The sequence below is a fragment of the Rhizobium sp. EC-SD404 genome (assembly GCF_902498825.1).
GTDB lineage: Bacteria > Pseudomonadota > Alphaproteobacteria > Rhizobiales > Rhizobiaceae > Georhizobium.
Map to the genome: position 1 here is coordinate 137,505 of NZ_LR701459.1, position 22,431 is coordinate 159,935.

The 22,431-nt window shown below is 63.7% G+C and carries 20 protein-coding genes; 13 read left to right on the plus strand and 7 right to left on the minus strand.

Annotated features, from left to right (window positions below; translation table 11 throughout):
• Positions 1-79: 79 nt before the first annotated feature.
• The 5 genes from uxuA (at position 80) to GC125_RS01765 (ending at position 5,450) form a co-directional block, all read left to right on the plus strand.
• Positions 80-1,297, plus strand: a complete 1,218-nt coding sequence (gene uxuA, locus GC125_RS01745; RefSeq protein ID WP_151983549.1) for a mannonate dehydratase — start codon at positions 80-82, stop codon at positions 1,295-1,297.
• On the plus strand, positions 1,294-2,775 hold the full coding sequence (locus tag GC125_RS01750; RefSeq protein ID WP_151983551.1) for a mannitol dehydrogenase family protein: 1,482 nt from the start codon (positions 1,294-1,296) through the stop codon (positions 2,773-2,775). The genes uxuA and GC125_RS01750 overlap by 4 nt, the downstream gene beginning before the upstream one ends.
• Positions 2,772-3,707, plus strand: a complete 936-nt coding sequence (locus GC125_RS01755; RefSeq protein ID WP_151983553.1) for a sugar kinase — start codon at positions 2,772-2,774, stop codon at positions 3,705-3,707. The genes GC125_RS01750 and GC125_RS01755 overlap by 4 nt, the downstream gene beginning before the upstream one ends.
• A gap of 70 nt (positions 3,708-3,777) precedes the next feature.
• Positions 3,778-4,302, plus strand: coding sequence for a TetR/AcrR family transcriptional regulator (locus tag GC125_RS01760; protein WP_151983555.1), 525 nt, complete (start codon positions 3,778-3,780; stop codon positions 4,300-4,302).
• Positions 4,299-5,450 carry an MFS transporter gene (locus GC125_RS01765; protein ID WP_151983557.1) on the plus strand — a complete coding sequence of 384 codons (1,152 nt, stop codon included), beginning with the start codon at positions 4,299-4,301 and terminating at the stop codon, positions 5,448-5,450. The genes GC125_RS01760 and GC125_RS01765 overlap by 4 nt, the downstream gene beginning before the upstream one ends.
• Before the next feature lie 39 nt (positions 5,451-5,489).
• Here the strand turns inward: GC125_RS01765 and GC125_RS01770 are convergent, their stop codons facing one another.
• The 5 genes from GC125_RS01770 to hemP are packed head-to-tail and all read right to left on the minus strand — an operon-like array spanning position 5,490 to position 9,555.
• A complete protein-coding gene (locus GC125_RS01770) occupies positions 5,490-6,302 on the minus strand; it encodes a heme ABC transporter ATP-binding protein (RefSeq protein WP_151983559.1) in 813 nt (270 codons plus the stop codon).
• A gap of 7 nt (positions 6,303-6,309) precedes the next feature.
• Positions 6,310-7,407, minus strand: coding sequence for a FecCD family ABC transporter permease (locus GC125_RS01775; protein ID WP_151983561.1), 1,098 nt, complete (start codon positions 7,405-7,407; stop codon positions 6,310-6,312).
• On the minus strand, positions 7,404-8,297 hold the full coding sequence (locus GC125_RS01780) for a heme/hemin ABC transporter substrate-binding protein (protein WP_286165329.1): 894 nt from the start codon (positions 8,295-8,297) through the stop codon (positions 7,404-7,406). The genes GC125_RS01775 and GC125_RS01780 overlap by 4 nt, the downstream gene beginning before the upstream one ends.
• An 8-nt stretch (positions 8,298-8,305) precedes the next feature.
• Entirely contained in the window at positions 8,306-9,355 is a 1,050-nt protein-coding gene (locus GC125_RS01785; RefSeq protein WP_151983565.1) for a hemin-degrading factor, read from the minus strand.
• Positions 9,356-9,363: 8 nt separating this feature from the next.
• The gene (hemP, locus tag GC125_RS01790; RefSeq protein ID WP_151983567.1) at positions 9,364-9,555 is read right to left on the minus strand and encodes a hemin uptake protein HemP; all 192 of its coding nucleotides are present in this window, start codon (positions 9,553-9,555) and stop codon (positions 9,364-9,366) included.
• 187 nt (positions 9,556-9,742) lie between these two features.
• Here hemP and GC125_RS01795 point away from each other — a divergent pair, with 187 nt between their 5' ends.
• Positions 9,743-11,923, plus strand: a complete 2,181-nt coding sequence (locus tag GC125_RS01795; RefSeq protein WP_199864401.1) for a TonB-dependent hemoglobin/transferrin/lactoferrin family receptor — start codon at positions 9,743-9,745, stop codon at positions 11,921-11,923.
• A 58-nt stretch (positions 11,924-11,981) separates the two neighbouring features.
• On the opposite strand, the gene GC125_RS01800 is transcribed toward GC125_RS01795, so the two are convergent.
• Entirely contained in the window at positions 11,982-12,890 is a 909-nt protein-coding gene (locus GC125_RS01800; RefSeq protein ID WP_151983569.1) for a LysR substrate-binding domain-containing protein, read from the minus strand.
• 98 nt (positions 12,891-12,988) lie between these two features.
• On the opposite strand from GC125_RS01800, the gene GC125_RS01805 reads away from it, so the two are divergent.
• Positions 12,989-14,299, plus strand: a complete 1,311-nt coding sequence (locus GC125_RS01805) for an aspartate aminotransferase family protein (RefSeq protein ID WP_151983571.1) — start codon at positions 12,989-12,991, stop codon at positions 14,297-14,299.
• Here the strand turns inward: GC125_RS01805 and GC125_RS01810 are convergent, their stop codons facing one another.
• Positions 14,300-15,244 carry a LysR substrate-binding domain-containing protein gene (locus GC125_RS01810; protein WP_151983573.1) on the minus strand — a complete coding sequence of 315 codons (945 nt, stop codon included), beginning with the start codon at positions 15,242-15,244 and terminating at the stop codon, positions 14,300-14,302.
• 117 nt (positions 15,245-15,361) lie between these two features.
• Between GC125_RS01810 and GC125_RS01815 the strand changes: the two genes are divergently transcribed.
• The 6 genes from GC125_RS01815 to GC125_RS01840 are packed head-to-tail and all read left to right on the plus strand — an operon-like array spanning position 15,362 to position 22,369.
• A complete protein-coding gene (locus GC125_RS01815; protein WP_151983575.1) occupies positions 15,362-16,414 on the plus strand; it encodes a class 1 fructose-bisphosphatase in 1,053 nt (350 codons plus the stop codon).
• Between the two features lie 5 nt (positions 16,415-16,419).
• Entirely contained in the window at positions 16,420-17,292 is an 873-nt protein-coding gene (locus GC125_RS01820; RefSeq protein ID WP_151983577.1) for a phosphoribulokinase, read from the plus strand.
• A gap of 12 nt (positions 17,293-17,304) precedes the next feature.
• Positions 17,305-19,359: a transketolase gene (gene tkt / locus GC125_RS01825; protein WP_151987436.1), complete on the plus strand. Its 2,055-nt coding sequence runs from the start codon at positions 17,305-17,307 to the stop codon at positions 19,357-19,359.
• Positions 19,359-20,438, plus strand: coding sequence for a class II fructose-bisphosphate aldolase (fba, locus tag GC125_RS01830; RefSeq protein ID WP_151983579.1), 1,080 nt, complete (start codon positions 19,359-19,361; stop codon positions 20,436-20,438). Before tkt ends, fba begins: the two co-directional genes overlap by 1 nt.
• Positions 20,439-20,475: 37 nt before the next feature.
• The gene (locus GC125_RS01835) at positions 20,476-21,936 is read left to right on the plus strand and encodes a form I ribulose bisphosphate carboxylase large subunit (protein WP_151983581.1); all 1,461 of its coding nucleotides are present in this window, start codon (positions 20,476-20,478) and stop codon (positions 21,934-21,936) included.
• A gap of 13 nt (positions 21,937-21,949) precedes the next feature.
• On the plus strand, positions 21,950-22,369 hold the full coding sequence (locus GC125_RS01840; protein ID WP_151983583.1) for a ribulose bisphosphate carboxylase small subunit: 420 nt from the start codon (positions 21,950-21,952) through the stop codon (positions 22,367-22,369).
• Positions 22,370-22,431 lie beyond the last annotated feature (62 nt).

Genomic DNA, 22,431 nt, shown 5'->3' on the forward strand with positions numbered 1-22,431 from the left:
CATACTAGTCAACATCAAAGCCTGATGCTATCTGATGGCGGGTCGTCTAAGAGCGGCTCAACATGCAGGAGGAGCATTCATGCGGCAGACGTGGCGCTGGTTCGGCCCGAAGGATCGGGTCTCCATCGACGATATGATGCAGGCCGGCGTCGAAGGGGTCGTCTCGGCTTTGCACCACATACCGACCGGGTCGGTCTGGACGCAGGATGAGATCGAAAAGCGGCAGGCGCTGATCGGCCGCATGAAGGACGGAGCTCCATCGGGCCTTGCCTGGGAAGTCGTCGAAAGCCTGCCCGTTTCGGAGGACATCAAGAAGCAGACCGGCGACTGGCGCGGGCATATCGATGCCTGGCGCACCTCGCTCAAGCACCTGCACGCGGCAGGCATCGAGACGATCTGCTACAATTTCATGCCGGTGCTCGACTGGACGCGCACAGAACTCGCGCATCGCCGCCCGAACGGCGCTACCTGCATGCGCTTCGACCTGACCGATTTCGCGGCGTTCGACATTCACATCCTGAACCGGCCGGGTGCGAGTGAAGGTTTCAGCGAAGCGATCGTCGAAGATGCCGGCCGTCGCTTTGCCGCCATGTCGGATAGCGCGCGGGCGCAGCTTGCCGACAACATCGTGTGCGGATTGCCTGGCGCCGCCGAGAGCTTCACGCTCGATGACATTCGCGACCATCTTGCCGGCTATGCCGTGCTTGGCGAAGATCGCTTGCGCCAGAATCTCGTCGATTTTCTTTCCGAGGTCGCGCCGCTCGCGGAAGACCTCGGCATGCGGCTCTGCTGCCATCCGGACGACCCGCCGTTCCCGCTGCTCGGGCTGCCGCGCATCATGTCGACGGAAGCGGACTACCGCGCCATTCTCGATGCGGTCGATCTCCCGTCCAATGGCGTGACGCTGTGTTCGGGATCGCTGGGTGCGCGTCCGGACAACGATCTGCCCCAGATGATGGAGCGGCTCGGCGATCGGGTGCACTTCCTGCATCTGCGCAACGTGACACGCGAGGGCGCCGATATCTCAGGCAGCTTCTTCGAGGACGAGCATCTTGGCGGTAGCACGGACATGGTCGCTCTCATCGCCGCCGTGGTCCGCGAGGAGCGCAAGCGCCGGCAGGCGGGTCGGCGTGACGTGTCGATCCCGTTCCGGCCCGATCACGGCCAGGAGATCCTCGACGATTTCCAGCGCAAGGCACAGCCCGGCTATCCGGCGATCGGTCGGCTGAAGGGGCTCGCCGAACTGCGCGGCATCATGACGGCCCTCACCCACGAACGCGAAGGCCTCCGGTCATGAGCGGTCCGGACGCGACGCCGCGGCTTGCCGCATTGTCCGACGTTGATGGACGGGCGCGGCTTCCCACTTACCGGCCGGAGGATCACGGCACCGGAATCGTCCATCTCGGACTTGGCGCCTTTCACCGGGCGCATCAGGCTGTCGCGACCGACGACGCGCTCGCGGCGAAAGGCGGTGACTGGCGCATCTGCGGCGTCAGCTTGCGCAGCACTGCGCTCGCGGAAGCGCTGGCGCCGCAGAACGGCCTTTACACGCTGATCGAACGTGGCACCGACGGCACCCGCGCCCGTGTGATCGGATCGCTGTCGCGTGTCATCGCCAACGATCCCGCCGCGACGCTCACGGCACTATGCGACCCGGCCGTGAAGATCGTGACCCTGACGGTGACCGAAAAGGGCTACGGTATCGACCGCGCCAATGGCGGACATGACCCCTCGCATCCGGCCGTCGCGGCGGACCTCAAGTCGCCGGAAACCCCGTCGGGCGTTCTGGGCCTGCTGACCGCCGCCCTCAAGGCGCGACGCGATGCCGGTATCGCTCCATTCACAGTTCTTTCCTGTGACAATCTTCCGGAAAACGGACGACTCCTGCGCAGTGGCGTCATCGGCTTCGCCGGCGCCCTGGACACGGAACTTGCGGACTTCATCGCCGCGAAAGTGGCGTTTCCATCGTCGATGGTGGATCGCATCACGCCGGCCGCAACCGACCAGACGCTGGCCGATGCGGCGGAGGCGACGGGCTGCGTCGACCTTGCCGCGGTGGAGACCGAACAGTTCAGCCAGTGGGTTATCGAGGATCATTTTCCGCAGGGCCGACCCGCTTGGGAAGCCGGTGGTGCGATCTTCGTCGCGGATGTGACGCCGTTCGAGCGGGCCAAGCTCACCATGCTCAACGGCACCCATTCGATGCTGGCATATGCGGGGTTTCTCTCCGGTCGCCAGCTCGTCCGCGACGTGATGGGCGACCCGGCTCTGGCGGCGCTCGTAAGGCGACATCTGCAAGATGCCGGCCAGATTCTGCCGCCCTTGCCGGGCTTCGACGTGCAGGCTTATGCCACCGCGCTCGAGGACCGTTTTCGCAATCCGGCAATTGCCCATGCGACCTATCAGATCGCGATGGACGGCACCGAGAAACTGCCGCAGCGGATCTTCGCGCCGGCAATCGTCGCTCTCGATGCCGGGCAGCCGATGCGCCCCTTCGCATTCGCGACTGCGGCGTGGATGCGCTACACGCTGGGTGTCAGCGACGCCGGTGAGCCCTATGCGCTGCGCGATCCGCGCGAAGACGAGATCAAGCAGCAGGTTCAATCCGTGCCGCGAGACGCTGACGCCATCCGCTCGTCATTGAGTGCGCTTCCCAACTTCATACCATCGCAGCTTGCGCGATCCGAAGTATGGAACGATGCGGTAGACGATTGCCTCGACACCATCCTGACTCAGGGCATGGCTGCCGCAGTTCTCGCAGAGGCGCACCGATGAGTTCGAAACTGTTTCTCGCCATCGGCGAGCCGATGGTGGAGCTGAGCGGCGCCGGCACGGGCGATGCCGATCTCTGGCGGATGGGCTTTGCCGGGGACGTTCTCAATACGCTCTGGTACACGCGTGCCGCTCTTCCCGCGGACGGCGCCGGCGGTTGGCGCACGGCACTTCTCACGCGTCTTGGCAGCGACCCGTTCTCGTCGAAACTGCGCGGCTTTCTTACGCATAACGGGATCGACACCGCGTTCGTCCAGACCGACGAGCAGCGCGGCGTCGGCCTCTATGCCATCAGCCTCTCAGAGAATGGCGAGCGCAGTTTCTCCTATTGGCGGTCGCATTCGGCCGCGCGGCGGCTGGCGGATGATCGCAAGGCGCTTTCGGGCGCGATCGCAGCTGCAGATGTCGTCTATTTTTCCGGCATCACGATGGCCATCCTGCCGGACGAGGGACGCCAAAACCTGCTTGAGGAAATTGGCGCTGCGCAGGGACGCGGCCAGCGCATCGTCTTCGATCCCAATATCCGTCGCCGCTTGTGGGACGATGTCGAGACCATGAAGCACTGGCTCACGCAGGCCATGGCAGTCGCTTCGATCGGACTGCCGAGCTTCGACGACGAAGCCGATCTCTGGGGCGACACGACTTTGGACAACTGCCTTTCGCGCTGGCAGGAAGCCGGCTGCGGCGAAGTGGTCGTCAAGAACGGCGGTGGCGACATGATCGCCGCCGAGACCGGACAACCGGTTGAGCGGCTCACGGTCGAGCGCCAGAAACCCGTCGATACCACGGGTGCCGGCGATGCGTTCAACGCGGGCTACATCGCTGCCCGGCTGGATGGGAGAAGCACGCGTCAGGCCATGCTCGACGGTCACGCAATGGCGAGCCGGGTGATCGCCGTGCCCGGTGCACTGATGCCGATGACGCAACTCCGCTGAACACATCTCGTCTTGAAATGTAAAACGATCGTTTTACATTGGGTTTACGAAGCTTCGTAGGGACCCGCCAATGGACGCGAAACACCGCCTTCTCCAGGCTGCAGAGACGCTCTTCGACCAGCATGGCTACATGGCCGTCGGGATGGACCGGCTGACCGAAGCCGCCGAGATGTCCACGCGAACGCTCTACAAGCATGCGGGCAGCAAGGCGGAGCTCATGGCCGCGGTGCTCATCGAACGGGACCGCCGCTTCACGAACCAAACCGAGGTCATGAGCGTCGATGCGTTCTTCACCGCGCTCAAAGACTGGATCGAGTTGGAGGGCGCGCGCGGGTGCCTCTTCCTTCGTGCCTACAGCGAGACCGGTGGGGAAACGCCGGAAATCGCCGACACCGTCATGGCGCACAAGACAGCATTCACCGCCCGCCTGCGGGAGATCGTTGCAGCGGACCTCGGACGGGATGATCCGGCGCTTGCCGAGCAGGTGCTCGTTCTCTTCGAAGGGGCCATCCATGCGGCAGTCTACCGAGGGCCCGAATCCATTTCGGCTGCACAGGCAGCGGCTGCTGTCCTCATCGACAAGGCGCGGTCGTGAACTCGGCGCTGCGCATCGGTTCGGTCGGCTTCGGGCTGATCGCGGTGTGCTACGGCTTTGCCCGCTTTGCCTTCGGGTTGTTCCTGCCGCAGATCGATAGCGATCTCGGCCTTGGGCCTACACTGAGCGGCATCATTTCGGGCGGATCCTTCGCGGGCTACTGCATCGCCATCATCGCATCTGCGGCGTTGACCGAAAGGCTTGGCGCACGAGCAGTCGCAACCACGGCCGCGATCATCGCGACGGTCGGCATGGCGGGGATTGCGCTGGCACCGTCGCCATTGCTTCTCGCCGCCGCCGTTATGGTCGCCGGATTGAGTACGGGGCTGATTTCGCCACCCCTCGCTGCGGCGGTGGCGACAGCCATCCGCCCTGAGCAACAGGACGGAACGAACGCGACGATCAATGCCGGAACGAGCGCCGGAGTGGCATTGTCCGGCCCCATCGCACTGGCGATGACCGGGCAATGGCGGCTAGCTTTCGCTGCATTCGCAGCCATTGCGATGGTCTTCGCCATTGCGGCCGCCGCCGCGCTTCCGTCCTCGCGCGGCGACACCAGCGAAGTCGGATTTCCGACGCTGACCGCTTCGTTAAGACGGCTGATCGGCGCCGCGTTTCTGCTGGGCATGGCGAGCACGGCCGTCTGGTCCTTCGGCGGTCAGCTCGTGTCGCAGCGCCTCGGCTGGGGAGCCACCGAAACGGGAATCCTCTGGAGCTGCATAGGGATCGGCGGCATCGCCGGTGCGTTGGCGGGACGTCTCGTCGCCCGGTTCGGACTTGCCTGCACCCATGCCGTTTTCCTGGCACTGCTGACGGCAGCCACAATTGTCATTGGGTCGTGGACCACGACTCCTGCGGTCGTCCTGCTCGCCGGCGCGGTCTTCGGCGCTGCCTATGTGACGCTGTCCGGTATCTATCTCATCTGGGGGGTACGCGCTCTTCCCCAGCGGCCGGCTACCGGACTGATGATCGGTTTTCTCATGTTGGCGATCGGCCAGACTGCGGGCGCGCCCCTGTTCGGGCTTTTGCTGGGCTCATTCGGCGCAGTGCCGACGGTCATGATCTTTGCAGCCGTTGCGCTGCTCGCCGCCTTCTTTCCGGAGCGCGACGCAGCCAGGTGTCCGGAGCTTGTCAGTGCGGATCGGTGACGCAGGCCATCACCAGTCCCATCGCCACCGTGTCGCAGATCATTGGCGCCGTGGCGTGAACGCGCCGCAGCTTTGCGGCAGGACGAAAGGCACGTCGTCGGTCGGCAATCGGCTGACAGCCAGCGGAACGTCGAATACGTGGTGCACCATCGTGTCGGTAAAAACGTCGGCAGGCGGCCCGAAAGCGGCGACGCGTCCGGCGCGAAACAGAGCCACGCGATCGGCGAACATGGCGGTCAGATTGAGATCGTGCATCACCGCAATAACGCCGCCGCCGCGCCGCGCATAGTCTCTCGCAACCTGCATGATCGAAATCTGATGGCGAATGTCGAGGCTGGCGACCGGTTCATCGAGAAAGAGATAGCAGGCGCTGCCGTTCTTCACCGGTTCCCAAACCTGGCACAGCACACGTGCCAGATGGACCCGCTGCTGTTCGCCACCGGAAAGCTCCTGATACAACCGATCGCCAAAGCCGTTTAGCCCCACCATGGTCAAGGCTTGATCGATCCGTCTGTGAGCGCCGTCCGATGAGTCTCCAGCAATTGCACGGGACAGGCCGAGTTGAACGACTTCATATACTCTGAAGGGAAAGGCCATGGTGGTCGCCTGCTGCAGGACGGCGCGCCGTTCCGCCAGCTGCCAGGGCTTCAAGCTTCTGATGTCAGTCCCATCCACCGAGATATGACCGTCGACGCGAAGCTCGCCCGAGAGTGCTTTTAAACACGTGGTCTTGCCCGATCCGTTCGGGCCGACGATGGCCGTGACGTCTCCGGGCTTCGCCTCGAAATCGACGTCCTGCAGGACGCGGCGCGACCCGAGCACTGCCGACACACCTTTCGCGATGAAGCTCATCGTGGCCTCACAGATCGACGACGCCGCGACGGCGAAGCAGGATCCAGAGAAAGAAGGGCGCGCCGAAGAGCGCCGTCACGATGCCGATCGGCAGTTCGGCGGGCGCCACGATCGTGCGCGCGACGGCGTCTGCGAGCAGCAGCAGGGATGCGCCGAGAAGCGCCGAGGCGGGCAGCAGGTAACGATGGTCGGGCCCGATGGCGAGGCGCAGGAGGTGCGGCACGACGATGCCGATGAACCCGATGCCGCCCGAGACGGCGACCGACGCGCCGACGGCTGCGGCAACGCTGACGATCGCGATGAGCTTCATCCGTTGCACCGCAAAGCCGAGCTGATGGGCCGCCGCTTCTCCGAGCGACAGCGCGTTCAAACCACGCGCGACGAACGGCACTGCGATCAAAGCCGCGGCGATGATCGGGCCGGCCGTGGCGATCTTCATCCAGGTCGCGCCGGCCAAGGACCCGAGCCCCCAGAACGTGAGGTCGCGCAGTTGCGTGTCGTCGGCGACAAAGATCAGGACCCCGGATATTGCGCCGGCCAATGCGCCAAGAACGATGCCCGCGAGAAGCATGGTGGCGACCGAGGTCCGTCCGTTGCGCGTGGCGATGCGATAGAGCACCAACGTGGTCAAAAGTCCGCCGATGAAAGCCGCGACCGGCAAGGCAAAAAGGCCGAAGACGACCGCGATGGGCGCAAGCATGGTGCCGCCAAGCACGATCATCGCAATCGCCCCGAGCCCTGCGCCGGCGGAAACGCCGACGAGGCCCGGGTCCGCCAGGGGATTGCGAAAAAGACCCTGCATGACGGCACCCGAGACCGCGAGCGCCGCGCCGATCAGGACACCGAGCACCATGCGCGGCAATCGAATGTCGATGACGATGATGCGATCGCGCGCCGACAGCGCTTCCGATCCGACAAGGCTGCGCAGCAGATCTCCGGGCGAGACGGTCGAGGCCCCCGACGTCAAACTGATCGTGCAGACGCAGATAAGAAGCAACGCGAGGCCCGCGATCGTGCGACGGGCAAGATGTCTTCGATCGCCCTTCAGCATCGCGGCGCGCCTGGAATGCGCAGCCGAGTGGCCGATGAGACCGCCGATGCTCATTGCGCTGCTGCATCCGCAGGCGGGTAGAGCGCCCGGCTGAGTTCGGTCATCGCTTCCGCCGTACGCGGACCGAAGCCGAGCAGGTAGGAACCGTCCATGCGGATGATACGGCTAGACTGGGCCGCCGGCGTTGCCGAAAGTGCGGGATGTGCCGCGATTTCATCGACGGCCGGATCGTGTGTCGCCCCTCCGCGATCCATCAGAAGGATGACATCGGGTGCGGCTTCGATGATCGCTTCGTCGGTCAATTGCTTGTAGCAGGCAAAGGCAGCGATCGCATTCTTGCCGCCGGCCATGACGATCATGCCATCCGCCGCCGTACCGGTGCCGGATGCCATGATGCGCCCGCCCTCGAGGCTCAGGATGAACAAAATGGTGGCCGGATCTTCCGCAGAACCGATGACAGTCGCCGAAGCTTCAAGCTCGTCACTTACGCGCTCTGCCAGTTCCGAAGCTTTTTCCGGCACACCGAGCGCAGCGCCGACCGCCTCGATCTTGGCGATGACGCCCTTGGCATCGTAGCGCTCCGGGACCGTCACGATCGGAACGCTGGCGGTTTCGATCACCTCCATCGCTTCGCGCGGTCCGGCGCCTTCCAGCGCGATGATGAGATCCGGATCGATCGAGAGAACGCCTTCCGGGGAGAGCGCTCGCATGTAGCCGACGTCCGGCAGTGACCGGGCCTCCGCCGGGTACTGGCTCGTCTGATCACGCCCGACCAGCCGATTCTCCTCGCCAAGCGCGTAAACGATCTCCGTCAACGAGCCGCCGATCGTGAGCACGCGCTGGGCAGGTTCCTGCGCCGAGACCGAGCTGGTAGAGGCGACCGTCATGGCGATCAACGCCAGAGAGCCGAGCGATCGGACAGCGAATGTGCGTCGGCTCCTCATGCCGGCGCTCATGCGACGATCGACTGCTGGAGGCGCGGAATGGCCTCGACAAGCTGCCGCCAGTCGCGACGCTCATCCTCGCCTTCATGCCGCTTGCCGAAGAACTGGATGATCAGTTCGCCGCGCGCGTCATAGGCTTCGAGCGACGTGACGTGCCCTTCCTTGGTCGGCTTTCGCACCGCCCAAAGCTGGCAGACCCGGTCGGCTCTGAGATGCAGGTGGAAGGTGGGATCCATCACGTTGATCCAAGGCCCCATCGGCTTCACGGTCTTGATCGGACCCGAATGGATCTGGATGCAGCCGCGGTTGCCGACGAAGCACATGATCGGGATTTCCTGCGCCACCGCGCCATCGAACATCGCCTGCAAAGCATCGCCTTCCAGCGGCCAGGCGAAATCCGGCCCGACCATGTCGACGGCATCGAGACGCTCGAGCTTCAACGTTCGCAAAAGCCCGAAGAACTGATGCGGATCGGTCATGGCGCTCCAGCGCTCGCGCACGGCGTCGGCGCCGACAGCACGTGGCTGGCGCTCCTGCGGAACACGCGGAACGATCGCGATCGGCTCGTCTCCATCGCGTTCCAGGGTGTCGACTAGCGCTTCGTAGGCGGCGACGTCCGAAGCCGGCCGAAGATGGATCTTGTGGACGGCATCTCCCCCTGCGTCGAAGAACTGCAGGCTGCGCTTCACGTCCGCCCCATCGCGCTTTTCGACGGCGAAACCGTGCGACCACTGTTTCGGAAAGATGCGCAGGTCGATGTCCTTGCCGAGAACGATCGCGTTCGCTGCCCCTGACTGCATGTTTTCATAAACGCCGATCTTTTCGTGGACCGCGTCTTCGTTGCGCGTCAGCGCCATGACCTCGCCCACCGCCCCTATGCCCGCGAGCAGCAGCCCGACATTTTGCTCGATGCGGCGCACGCCCTCTCCGCACCAGGCTGCCACGAACTCCGCTTCGGAGATGCCGAGCTGATGCGCGAGATCGCGCTCCCGCATGCTGGGGTTGGCGACGCGTGCCTGACGAATGGCCTCTGCCGACGGTTTTGAAACTGCACTCATGACGACCTCTATTTGTTCAGGATCAGCTTGCCTTGCCGGGTGATCTTCAACCGGTAGAGCGTTCCGTCATGGTCGATCTGCACTTCCATGTCGGTTCCGAACAGGTCGCTGCTCTTCAGCAGGCGCACATCCCCAGGCCGCGTAGCGGCATGGCTCGGTTTCTGCGCCGGCGTGGTGGTGGATGCGTGATCCGCTCTCACGTTGTCGATCCCATCATCGCGCCTGGCTTGCTGAAGGCTGGCTGGGCGACACGTCAAAATTAGCTATTGTTGACTGTTATTATCATGTTTTATAGCAAGCGCAACACCGGCGGCCGAACCAAGCCCGCCGGACCCGAATGCGAGCAAGCCCGACGCCAGCCAGCGCACCGAAATCAGGAGAGTGGAAATGGCTGGATATGGGGCAGGTCGCGGCGAAGCGTCCTTGAACAGAATGCGCATCGGAATGCTTCTCGCGGGCGTCGCGGTGGCGGGTCTCAACACACAGGCAAGCGCCCAAAATGCCGTGGGCGAGATAGAGACCGAAGCCGATACATCGGCGCTTGTCGTCGAGACCGATGCAGGCCCGATGACGTTGCTCGATCGGCTGACGGTCGTGAGCCGAACCAGCGAATCTCCCATCGAGCAGATGGCATCCGTCAGCCAAGTCGATGCCGCCGAGATCAGCCAGCGCATGGCGACCACGCCCGCCGACGTGTTCTTCGCGGTCCCCGGCGTGAACATCCAGGCCGATGCCAAGCGAGTCGCATCATCGATCAATGTCCGCGGTTTGCAGGATTTCGGTCGCGTGTCCGTCATCGTCGACGGAGCGCGCCAGAACTTCCAGCGCTCGGGCCACGGCACGCAGAGCCTCTTCTTCCTCGATCCGAACCTGATCAAGCAGGTCGACGTGGTACGCGGACCGGTCGCAAACACCTATGGCTCGGGGGCGATCGGCGGCGTTGTGTTCTTCGAGACGAAGGATGCGGAGGACCTGCTGCGACCTGGCGAAACGGTCGCCGGTTCGCTGACCGGACAGTATGAGAGCAATGGCGACGGCTGGACGACGAGCGTCGTCGGTGCCTATCGCATCAACGACGCGGTCGACGTCCTCGGCAACGTCGTCTGGCGCGATTATTCCGACTACGAGGATGGCGCTGGCACGACGGTTGCCGGGACCGGCTTCGACGTCCTGAGCGGGCTTGCCAAGGCGACAATCCGGCCCAGCGATTTCAGCGAATTGAAACTCGGCTGGTCCGGCACATCCGACAACTGGACCGAAGGCGCCAACACTTACGACGCCGATCTCGAGCAGAACACCTTCTCGGCGCGCTACAATCTGCGCGACCCGGCCGAAACCTGGCTCGACCTGCATCTGAACGTCTCGGCAAACCTCGTCGACCTCGATCAGACATTCCTGCGCGATGCGCGCCAGTTCTCGTCCGAAACGGGTTTGCCGATCGTTATCCCGGCCGGGTCGCGGACCCGCTACGATCTCGAAACCTACGGCATCGACCTCTGGAACACGTCGCGCTTCGACACCGGCCTTCTCCAGCACGAGCTGACCTATGGCGGCGACTGGCTACAGGACGACGTGGTGACATCCAGTCCGGCAGGTGGCAGCGATGTCTACACGCCATCGGGCCAAAGGCAGGTCTACGGTGCCTATCTTCAGAACAAGATGACCTATGACTGGCTCGAAGTGATCGGTGCGCTGCGTTACGACGGCTACAGGCTGGACGGAACAGATGCCGAAAGCGAGGGCGACCGGCTGTCACCGCGCCTGACGGTCGGCGTGTCGCCGTTCGAAAGCGATGCGCTTGATGGGCTGCAGTTCTATGGCACCTATGCGGAAGGCTATCGCTCGCCGAGCGTCACGGAGACGCTGATCAGCGGTCTTCATCCGAACGGCGTCGTCTTTCCCTTCCTGCCGAACCCGGATCTGCGGCCCGAAACCGCCAAGACATGGGAAATAGGCATCAATTACAGCCAGGACGGTATCTTCCAAGGCGGCGATACGCTGCGCCTCAAGGCCGCCTATTTCCATAACGACATCGACGATTACATCGGCGGCCAAACGCTTTCTGCCTTCGTACCCGGAAGCGGCTGTACGTTCATCCCGGGCCCCGGCAGCATTCCCACCTGCTTCCAGTACCAGAACTTCGCATCGGCCGAGATCCAGGGTTTCGAGCTTGAAGCATTCTACGACCAGGGTCGCTATTTCGGCGGGCTTTCCGCATCCTTCATCGAAGGCTTTACTCTTGCCGACGGCGTGCGCTCCGATCTGGTGACGGAGCCGTCGTCGCAGGTGACCGGACAACTCGGGATGCGGGCTCTCGATGAGAGACTGACATTCGGCGGAGAGGTGCAGCACAACATCCCGCCGAGCGGCGCGGCCTTCAACGAAGACTATACGCTCGTGAATGTATTCGTCGACTACGAAGCGACCGACAATCTGCGCTTCAACGCCCGCGTCGACAACCTCTTCGACGAGCGCTACGCCAATCCACTCAATGCGACCACGACGAGCACGATCTTCGAACCCGGCGTCTCCTTCAAGGTCGGTCTCACGGCGCGCTGGGGAGGCTGATCCAGGGCAGCAACCCCACGGAAAGCAGCCGCCGTCGCCGGGCTGGACGTGAAGCCGATCACATCCGGCCGTGTCCACGCTCTTCGGCGACGGCGTCTCGATGCGGCGAGACGGGTTCGTGCAGCCGTGGCAAAGCCGCCCTTATATGAGCGCCCAGCGCACGCGCGGCCGAAGACGGGCGCTGCTCGGCGAACTCCAGCGCAACGCCGATCGTGGGAAGCGGCGGCAGGCCGTTTGAAACGACATAGAGGTCCGACGGGACCGCGGATCGCGTGAGAACGCTGATCGCGTGGCCCGAACGGGCGATCGCGATCAGGCCAGCCAGGCTGTTGCTCGCGAATGCAATTCTGTATCGCCGATTGACCGCCCCCATCGCATCGCAGGCGGCGCGATAGTCGAGGCTGACAGGCGCGGACAGCGCCAGCGGTATGACCGCTTGATCGAGAATTGCCGGCTCTGCGGCATCCGCCACCCAGACGAAGCTTTCCTTGCGGATCACTTCGCTGCTTTCCGAGTCTGCAACCGAAACCAGCGCGATGTCGATCTGCCGGCGGTGCAGCAGGGGCCGCAAATCGGACGTGGGCGCACAAACCATGCGCAGCTCGATATCGGGGTGAAGCGCGCAGAAATCCCTCAGAAGATCGGGAAGAAAGGCGATCGAATAGTCCTCCGGGCATCCAAGGCTCACCGAGCCCCTGATTGCCGTTCCGCCCATATCGGCCCAGACTTCGTCCTGCCTGGCGAGCAGCGCCTCGGCATGGACCAGAAACTTTTCGCCCGCAGCCGTGAGCCTGACGCCCGATCCGCTGCGATGCAGAAGCGTGTGGCCGACCTGATCCTCGAGACGATGCATCTGCATGCTCAGCGCAGACTGCGTCCGGCCCACCTCGAGCGACGCAAGACTAATCGAGCCCGTGCGCGCCACGATGGCGAAGTTCCGGAGCAGAGCCATGTCGAGAAGCTGCATGCCATCAATCCAGTTGATACCGGAATGAAACAATATCAATTTGCCTCGGTCGGCAAGCAATTCTAGCTCTGGACCCTACCCTTGCCGAGGATGATTCCATGTCGCTCAACACCGATCCCGCCTTCTGGAATGCCGCCAAGAAGCACGTGACGCGCTATGGGCCGAGCTTTGAATCGGTCATCATCGAACGCGCCGAGGGCAGCTACGTCTACGACGCGGACGGACGGGCGATCCTCGACTTCACATCGGGCCAGATGAGCGCCGTTCTCGGCCACACGCATCCCGATATCGTGTCGACCGTCGACCGGCAGATGAAATCCGTCGCCCACCTCTTCAGTGGAATGCTATCGCGCCCCGTGGTCGATCTGGCAACCCGTCTCGCAGCACTTGCGCCCGGCCTTGAGCGCGTGCAGCTGCTGACGACCGGGGCGGAATCGAACGAGGCGGCCATTCGCATGGCCAAGCTGGTCACCGGCGGACACGAGGTCGTCGCCTTCGCCCAGAGCTGGCACGGCATGACGGGCGCTGCCGCTTCCGCGACATACAGCGCCGGCCGGCGCGGTTATGGGCCGGCGACAGCAGGATCGTTCGTCATCCCCGCTCCCAATTCCTATCGCCCCCGCTTCACGAAAGCGGATGGATCCAACGACTGGCAGGCAGAGCTCGACGATGCGTTCGAGCTGATCGACAGGCAGTCGACGGGAGGCCTGGCGGCGTTCATCGCCGAGCCGATCCTGTCGAGTGGCGGCATTCTCGAGCTTCCGCTCGGCTATCTCGCCGCTTTGAAGCGCAAATGCGAAGAGCGCGGAATGCTGTTGATCCTCGACGAAGCGCAAACCGGCGTCGGGCGCACCGGGCACATGTTCGCCTTCCAGCGCGATGGCGTGACGCCGGACATCTTGACGCTGTCGAAGACGCTCGGCGCCGGCCTGCCGCTCGCTGCCGTCATGACGACCGAGGAGATCGAGCAGAAGGCCTTCGAGAAAGGGTTTCTCTTCTACACCACCCACGTCTCCGACCCGCTGCCCGCAGCAGTGGGCGTCACGGTCCTCGATGTGGTCGAGCGCGACGGGCTGGTCGAGCGGGCCGTCAAGCAGGGTCAGAGATTGAAGGACGGGCTGCTCTCCCTTCAGCAAAGATTCGAATGCGTCGGCGACGTGCGCGGACGCGGCCTGCTTCTCGGGCTCGAAGTGGTCACCGACCGGCAGACGAAATCGCCCGGTTTCGAACTCGGTGCCCGCGTGATGGAAGAGGCCATGCACCGGGGTCTCAGCATGAACATCGTCAAGCTTCCCGGCATGGGCGGCGTGTTCCGCATCGCCCCTCCGCTGACGGTGTCGAACGACGAGATCGATCGCGGTCTGGCCATCATGTCGGACGCCATCGAGGCCGCCTCCAGCACACGCTGACTAGAGTTCGAACGCAGCGGCCGGATAGGGCTTCGCCACGAGCGGCAGATAACGGGCGCCGTCCCGGTTCAGGAACGCATCGAACGCCCGCATCGTGGGTGAAAACGCACGGTCGGCGTGGCTCACCGAAAACCATTGCCGCCGGATCGGGGTACCCGCCACGTCGAGGATGACGAGACGGCCGAGTTCGACTTCCTGCGCGATCGTGTGCGCGGAAATGAATGCGACGCCGAGATCGGCCATCACCGCCTGCTTGATGGTCTCGTTGGATCCCATCTCCTGGCCGAGATGGTCGAGCCTTCCGGGAATGTCGCTGAAGAAGATTTCCAGCGAGATGCGGGTGCCTGACCCTGGCTCGCGCACGAGGAAATGCTCCGCCGCGATCGTCTCCTTCGAAATATCGCGCTGCCCTGCCAGAGGGTGGTTGGCGGGAGCGATGATGACGAGGGGATGATCGCCGAAGAGCGCGGCGCGCACCGGGAAGGTCTTTGGCGGACGGCCCATCAATGCCATGTCGATCCGGTAATCACGCAAGGCGGCGATGATTTCCTCGCGGTTGCCGATGATCAGCGAAATCTCGATGCCTGGATGCGCCTTCTTGAAGGCGGCCATCAAGGCTGGCGCGAAATACTTCGCGGTCGAGACCGCGCCGAGGCGCAGATGGCCGACCTGAAGCCCCTTCAGTGCGTTGAGCTCATCCTCCAGCTGACGCAACCGCTCGTCGATGAAGGACGCCGCTTCGAAGAAAACACGGCCCGCATCGGTCAGCCGCATCCCTTCTTTAGTACGGTCGAACAGCGAAAGACCGCTGTCCGCTTCCATCTGTTTCAGCTGCAGCGTCACGGCCGGGCCGGTGAGCCCCAAAGCCTTGGCAGCACGGGAAATGGACCCTTCCCGAACGATGGCTTGGACGGCTTTCAGCTGGCGCAGACTAAGCGTCTTCATCCAGTAGAATTAGAAAAACTAAGCGATAATGTAAAATAAATAAAGTTTACTAAGCCCCGCTCGTTCTGTCTGCTCGTCCTCGGAGACGGTCGTTTTCGGCTGATGGGAGGAGCAGTTATGGCAGCGTGCACGCTCGACGCGTTCCTCAATACGATCACGGAAACCGCGGCGGAGCCGTTGCGGCGCGACTGTGCGGAGATCGTGCGATCGCTTGCCGTAGCGGCGGTGAAGATCCGCAACACCATCAATCTCGGCGCATTGGGCGAAGCCTTCGCAGCCGTTCGCGGCACGGCGAATGCGGACGGCGATCGACAGCGCGATCTCGACGTCTTTGCCGACGACGTCTTTCTCGATGCAGTGCGTAAAACCCCGGTTGCGCTTTATGTTTCCGAGGAACTGGACAACCCGGTCATCCTCGACCGTAACGGAACGCTGGCGATCGCGCTCGATCCGCTCGACGGATCCTCTAATATCGACACCAATGTTTCCATCGGGACGATATTCTCGATCTCGCCAGTCATCGGCCTAGTCGACGACCAACCGATCGCGACATTCCTGCAGCCCGGCAACCGGCAGATCGCAGCGGGATTTTTCATCTACGGACCGCAGCTGTCGCTCGTGATCTCGTTCGGCAGCGGCACGCATATTTTCGTCTTTTCCAGTCGGCTCGGCACGTTCGTGCAGGGCTATGAAAGCCGCACCATCGAGCGGCGCACGAACGAATTCGCGATCAACTCGGCGAACTATCGACACTGGGAAGAACCGATCCAGCTCTATGTCGACGATTGCCTGAAAGGCACTGCCGGTCCGCGCGAGAAGGATTTCAACATGCGCTGGATCGCGTCGCTCGTGGCCGAAGCCTATCGCATCCTGATCCGCGGCGGCGTCTTCCTCTATCCGGCCGATGCGCGCAACGGCTATAGCCACGGCCGGCTGAGGCTCGTCTACGAAGCCAACCCCATCGCCTTCCTGATTGAGCAGGCGGGCGGCGCGGCCAGCGATACGGTCAACCGCATTCTCGACCTGCAGCCGGTATCACTGCACCAGCGCACGCCGTTCGTCTTCGGCGCATCGAAGGAAGTGGCGCGGATCGCGCGTTACCACACCGAACCGAGCTTCATCGCCGAACGATCGCCGCTTTTCGGCCAGCGCGGCCTGTTCAGGGCTTGATGGCGATGTCGGCGAAGCACCCCATCATCTCGATCACCGGTTCGTCGGGTGCCGGCACCTCCACGGTGCAGCACACGTTCGAGCAGATCTTTCGTCGGGAGGGGATCAACGCCGCCTTCATCGAGGGCGACGCGTTTCATCGCTACGACCGGCGGTCGATGAAGGAAAAGGTGGCGCAGGAGGCCTCTGCCGGCAATCCGAACTTCACCCATTTCCATGCCGACGCCAACGAACTGGAAATCCTGGAAGGCGTGTTCGAGGAATATGGCCGCAAGGGAACGGGGCGCACGCGCCACTACATCCACGATGCCGGCGAGGCCGAATGCTACGGGCAGGAGGCCGGCACTTTCACGAACTGGGAGCCGTTTCCCGAAAGCGATCTCCTCTTCTACGAGGGCCTGCATGGCTGCGTGGTGACGGACACGCTCAATCTCGCCCGCCACTGCGACCTCAAGATCGGCGTCGTTCCGGTGATCAATCTTGAATGGATCCAGAAGATCCATCGCGACAAGGCGGCCCGCGGCTATTCCACGGAGGCCGTGACCGACACGATCCTCAGGCGGATGCCGGACTACGTGCATTTCATCACGCCGCAATTCTCGCAGACCGACATCAATTTCCAGCGCGTGCCGATCGTGGACACGTCCAATCCGTTCATCGCGCGGTGGATACCGACGGCGGACGAATCGATGCTGGTCATCCGCTTCACCAATCCCCGTGGGATCGATTTTCCCTACCTGCTCTCGATGCTGCACGACAGTTTCATGTCGCGCGCCAACTCCATCGTGTGCCCGGGAAACAAGCTGGAGCTCGCCATGCAGCTCGTTTTCACGCCGCTCATCCACAAGCTGATCGAGCGCAAGCGCCGCGTGTCCTGAAGGAGAAGCATGATGAACGTTGCAGCGCTGAAGAAAGACAAGGTGGCTGCCCAACCGGCCATTGAACGCGACATGGCCAACGCCATCCGCGCGCTTGCCATGGATGCGGTCGAGAAGGCCAAGTCCGGGCATCCGGGCATGCCGATGGGCATGGCGGACGTGGCCACCGTCCTATTCAACCGCTTCATGCGGATCGATCCGAAGCGGCCGGACTGGCCGGACCGGGACCGCTTCGTCCTGTCGGCCGGGCACGGCTCGATGCTGCTTTACGCTCTTCACCATCTGCTCGGTTACGAGGACATGCCGATCGACGAGCTGAAGGATTTCCGCCAGCTCGGCAGCCGCACGGCAGGCCATCCCGAATACGGCCATGCGGCCGGCATCGAGATGACCACCGGCCCTCTCGGCCAAGGCATCGCGACATCCGTCGGCATGGCGCTTGCCGAACGCATGACGGAGGCGCGTTTCGGCGGCGCCCTCGTCGACCACTTCACCTATGTGATCGCTGGTGATGGCTGCCTTCAGGAAGGCATCAGCCACGAGGCCATCGACCTTGCCGGCCATCTGCAGCTGAGCCGGCTGATCGTTCTTTGGGACGACAACCGCATCTCGATCGACGGTGCGACATCGCTCTCGACGTCGATGGACCAGCCGGCCCGGTTCGCGGCTGCCGGCTGGCATGTCCAGTCCATCGACGGCCACGATCTGGAGACAATCGCGGAGGCCATCGAAAGCGCGCAGCGCTCCGAGCGACCGTCGCTCATCGCCTGCCGCACGCTCATCGGAAAAGGCGCGCCGAACCTCCAGGGTTCGGAGAAGACCCATGGCGCCCCGCTCGGAGCGGCCGAGATCGAGGCGACGCGCGGCAATCTCGGCTGGGAGAGCGCGCCATTTGCGGTTCCCCGTGCGATCAAGTCGGCCTGGGAAGCCATCGCCGCTCGCGGTGGTGCGGCGCGCGAGGCATGGGAAGAACGCCTTGCATCGTCGCGTCACAAGGCTGGCTTCGAGCAAGCCGTGGCTGGCGACCTTCCGTCCAGCCTCGGCCGACAGCTCGCCGCGTTCCGCAAGGAGCATCAGGAGAAGGCAACGAAAGTCGCAACGCGCAAGGCGTCCGAAATGGCGCTCGCCGTCATCAACAAGGCGACCGATCTCACGATCGGCGGATCTGCCGACCTCACGCATTCGAACCTCACGCTCACACCGGATCTCACCTCCATCGGCCCGGGCTCGTTCAAGGGTCGCTACATCCACTACGGCATTCGCGAACACGGCATGGCGGCCGCGATGAACGGTATTGCCCTGCATGGCGGGGCGATCCCCTATGGCGGAACGTTTCTCTGCTTTGCCGACTATGCGCGCGGCGCCATGCGCCTCTCGGCCCTGATGGGCCAGCGGGTCATATACGTGATGACCCACGATTCGATCGGGCTCGGCGAAGACGGCCCGACGCACCAGCCGATCGAGCATCTCGCCATGCTGCGCGCGACACCCGACATCGACGTCTACCGGCCGTGCGACATCATCGAAACGGCGGAATGCTGGGAACTGGCATTGAGCACGAAAGACCGGCCGAGCGTGCTGGTGCTTTCGCGCCAGGCGTTGCCGATGCTGCGTCAGGTGCACACGGGCAAGAACCGATGCGCGGAAGGCGCCTATCTGATCCGCAAACCCGAAGGCCGCCGCGACGTGACGCTGATCGCAACGGGATCGGAAGTCGAGATCGCGATGACCGCCGCCGACATGCTCGCCGAAAAAGGCATCGCTGCTGCTGTGGTCTCGATGCCCTGCTGGGAACATTTCGAGCGGCTGGATGAGAAGACACGACAGACGGTTCTCGGGCGCGCACCGCGCATTGCGATCGAAGCGGCGGGCCGGCTCGGCTGGGATCGGTGGATCGGCGAGAAGGGCGCCTTCATCGGCATGACCGGCTTCGGTGCCAGCGCTCCGGCGGCCGATCTCTACCGGCATTTCGGCATCACCGCGGAGGCGGTGGTCGAGCAGGCGCTGGCGCTCACCGCGAAGGCATCCAAGCCAGCGAATTCCCAGCACGACGAGAGGAGGATCTGATGGCCCGCATCACGCTGCGTCAATTGCTCGATCACGCCGCGGAACGCGGCTACGGCGTGCCGGCATTCAACATCAACAACATGGAGCAGGGTCTGGCCATCATGGAGGCGGCGAAGGCCTGCGACGCGCCGGTGATCATGCAGGCGTCGCGCGGCGCACGCTCCTACGCCAACGACATCATGCTGGCGAAGATGATCGATGCCCTGGCCGAGATCTATCCCGACATTCCGCTGTGCATGCACCAGGACCACGGCAATGACGAGGCGACCTGCATGACCGCAATTCGCCATGGGTTCACGTCGGTGATGATGGACGGCTCGCTCGAAGCCGACATGAAGACGCCCGCCTCCTACGACTACAATGTCGCGATCACCGAGCGGGTGGCGCGCATGGCGCATTGGGTCGGCGCTTCGGTCGAAGGCGAACTCGGCGTGCTGGGCTCGCTGGAGAGCGGCGAGGCGGAAGCCGAAGACGGACACGGCGCGACCGGCAAACTGTCGCACGACCAGCTTCTGACGGACCCCGACCAGGCTGTCGATTTCGTCATGCGCACCAAGGTCGACGCTCTCGCGATCGCCTGCGGCACCTCGCACGGCGCCTACAAGTTCTCGCGCAAGCCGGACGGCGACATCCTCGCCATGCAGGTCATAGAAGAGATCCATGGCAAGCTGCCGAACACCCATCTCGTCATGCACGGTTCGTCTTCCGTGCCGCAGGAATTGCAGGACGTGATCAACCGCTATGGCGGCGAGATGCCGCAAACCTACGGGGTTCCGGTCGAGGAGATCGAACGCGGCATTCGGCATGGCGTGCGCAAGGTCAACATCGACACCGACTGCCGCATGGCGATGGCCGGGCAGTTCCGCCGGATCGCGGCGGAAAAGCCGGAGGAATTCGATCCGCGCAAGTTCCTCAAGCCGGCGATGGACGCCATGCGCGAGCTTTGCCGCGACCGTTTCGAGCGCTTCGGCACCGCCGGCAACGCTTCGAGGATCAAGGTCATCGCGCTCGACGACATGGCCCGGCGCTATGCCGAGGGCCGGCTCGATCCGCAGGTGCAATCCGCCAAGGCCGCCTGACAAGCGGTTCGCCTAAGCCCGACTGAAGGAGACAGTCATGAACGACCAATCGATGACCGTGAGGGGCAAGGACCGCTACAAGTCCGGTGTCATGGAATACAAGAAGATGGGCTATTGGGAGCCCGACTACGAGCCGAAGGACACCGACGTCATCGCGCTCTTCCGCGTGACCCCGCAGGACGGCGTCGATCCCGTCGAAGCCTCCGCTGCCGTCGCCGGCGAAAGCTCCACCGCAACCTGGACCGTGGTCTGGACGGACCGGCTTACCGCAGCGGAAAAGTACCGGGCCAAATGCTACCGCGTCGACCCGGTGCCTAATGCGAATGGCGAGTACTTCGCCTACATCGCCTACGACCTCGATCTGTTCGAGCCCGGCTCGATCGCGAACCTGACCGCCTCGATCATCGGCAACGTCTTCGGCTTCAAGCCGCTCAAGGCTCTGCGGCTGGAGGACATGCGGCTGCCCACCGCCTATGTGAAGACCTTCCAGGGGCCGGCCACCGGGATCGTGGTGGAGCGCGAACGCCTGAACTGCTTCGGCCGACCGCTGCTCGGCGCCACCGTCAAGCCGAAGCTCGGCCTGTCCGGCCGCAATTACGGCCGCGTCGTCTACGAGGCGCTGAAGGGCGGGCTCGACTTCACCAAGGACGACGAGAACATCAACTCGCAGCCCTTCATGCATTGGCGCGACCGTTTCCTCTACTGCATGGAGGCCGTCAACAAGGCGCAGGCCGAGACGGGTGAGGTCAAGGGCACCTATCTCAACGTCACCGCCGGCACGATGGAAGACATGTACGAGCGCGCCGAATTCGCCAAGGAACTCGGCTCGTGCATCGTCATGATCGACCTCGTCATCGGCTATACGGCGATCCAGTCCATGGCCAAATGGGCACGCAGGAACGACATGATCCTCCATCTGCACCGTGCCGGCCATTCGACCTACACGCGCCAGCGCTCGCACGGCGTGTCGTTCCGCGTCATTGCCAAATGGATGCGGCTGGCCGGTGTCGACCACATCCATGCGGGCACCGTCGTCGGCAAGCTGGAGGGCGATCCCGCCACGACGCGCGGCTATTACGACATCTGCCGCGAGGAGAAGAACGAGATGCGGCTGGAGCACGGCCTGTTCTTCGAACAGAACTGGGCCTCTCTCAACCGGATGATGCCGGTGGCTTCGGGCGGTATCCATGCGGGCCAGATGCACCAGCTTCTGGACCATCTCGGTGAGGACGTGGTGCTGCAGTTCGGTGGCGGCACGATCGGCCACCCGATGGGCATCGCCGCAGGCGCCACCGCGAACCGCGTCGCGCTGGAAGCGATGATCCTCGCCCGCAACGAAGGCCGCGACTACGTCAACGAGGGGCCGGAGATCCTGGAGGCGGCAGCACGACACTGCCAGCCGCTGAAGCAGGCGCTCGAAACCTGGAAGGACGTCACCTTCAACTATGCCTCCACCGACAGCCCGGACTTCGTTCCGACGGCCACGGCCGCTGAATAAAGGAAACGAGACAATGCGCATCACACAGGGGACGTTCGCCTTCCTGCCCGATCTCACGGACGACCAGATCCGCGCGCAGGTGCAATACTGCATCGACAATGGTTGGGCGGTCTCGATCGAGTTCACCGACGATCCGCATCCGCGCAACACCTACTGGGACATGTTCGGTCACCCGACCTTCGACAATCCCGATGCGGCGGCGCTGATGATGGATCTGACCGAGTGCCGCAAGGCCTATTCGGATCGCTACATCCGCATCGTCGGCTTCGACAGCACCCATGGCTGGGAATCGATCCGGCTGTCCTTCGTCGTCAACCGGCCGGAACACGAGCCCGGCTTCCGGCTCGAACGGACGGAAGGGCCTGGCCGCACGCAGCGCTATGCGATCAGGGCCTACTCGGCCGACAAGCCGGCCGGCGAGCGCTACGTCTGACGGACGGGAGCGCAACGGCCCGGCGCGACCGTCCTCCACGCGCCGGGCCACCGAGTTGAGCG

Bases quoted from the DNA above. Each gene is read 5' to 3' on its own strand.
- GC125_RS01775 (WP_151983561.1), bottom strand. From the start codon at position 7,407: ATGAGCATCGGCGGTCTCATCGGCCACTCGGCTGCGCATTCCAGGCGC.
- GC125_RS01810 (WP_151983573.1), bottom strand. From the start codon at position 15,244: ATGAAGACGCTTAGTCTGCGCCAGCTGAAAGCCGTCCAAGCCATCGTT.
- GC125_RS01835 (WP_151983581.1), top strand. From the start codon at position 20,476: ATGAACGACCAATCGATGACCGTGAGGGGCAAGGACCGCTACAAGTCC.
- GC125_RS01760 (WP_151983555.1), top strand. From the start codon at position 3,778: ATGGACGCGAAACACCGCCTTCTCCAGGCTGCAGAGACGCTCTTCGAC.
- tkt (WP_151987436.1), top strand. From the start codon at position 17,305: ATGAACGTTGCAGCGCTGAAGAAAGACAAGGTGGCTGCCCAACCGGCC.
- GC125_RS01820 (WP_151983577.1), top strand. From the start codon at position 16,420: ATGTCGGCGAAGCACCCCATCATCTCGATCACCGGTTCGTCGGGTGCC.
- GC125_RS01770 (WP_151983559.1), bottom strand. From the start codon at position 6,302: ATGAGCTTCATCGCGAAAGGTGTGTCGGCAGTGCTCGGGTCGCGCCGC.
- GC125_RS01755 (WP_151983553.1), top strand. From the start codon at position 2,772: ATGAGTTCGAAACTGTTTCTCGCCATCGGCGAGCCGATGGTGGAGCTG.
- GC125_RS01840 (WP_151983583.1), top strand. From the start codon at position 21,950: ATGCGCATCACACAGGGGACGTTCGCCTTCCTGCCCGATCTCACGGAC.
- GC125_RS01795 (WP_199864401.1), top strand. From the start codon at position 9,743: ATGGCTGGATATGGGGCAGGTCGCGGCGAAGCGTCCTTGAACAGAATG.
- fba (WP_151983579.1), top strand. From the start codon at position 19,359: ATGGCCCGCATCACGCTGCGTCAATTGCTCGATCACGCCGCGGAACGC.
- GC125_RS01750 (WP_151983551.1), top strand. From the start codon at position 1,294: ATGAGCGGTCCGGACGCGACGCCGCGGCTTGCCGCATTGTCCGACGTT.
- GC125_RS01785 (WP_151983565.1), bottom strand. From the start codon at position 9,355: ATGAGTGCAGTTTCAAAACCGTCGGCAGAGGCCATTCGTCAGGCACGC.
- GC125_RS01805 (WP_151983571.1), top strand. From the start codon at position 12,989: ATGTCGCTCAACACCGATCCCGCCTTCTGGAATGCCGCCAAGAAGCAC.
- GC125_RS01815 (WP_151983575.1), top strand. From the start codon at position 15,362: ATGGCAGCGTGCACGCTCGACGCGTTCCTCAATACGATCACGGAAACC.
- GC125_RS01800 (WP_151983569.1), bottom strand. From the start codon at position 12,890: ATGCAGCTTCTCGACATGGCTCTGCTCCGGAACTTCGCCATCGTGGCG.
- GC125_RS01780 (WP_286165329.1), bottom strand. From the start codon at position 8,297: ATGAGGAGCCGACGCACATTCGCTGTCCGATCGCTCGGCTCTCTGGCG.
- uxuA (WP_151983549.1), top strand. From the start codon at position 80: ATGCGGCAGACGTGGCGCTGGTTCGGCCCGAAGGATCGGGTCTCCATC.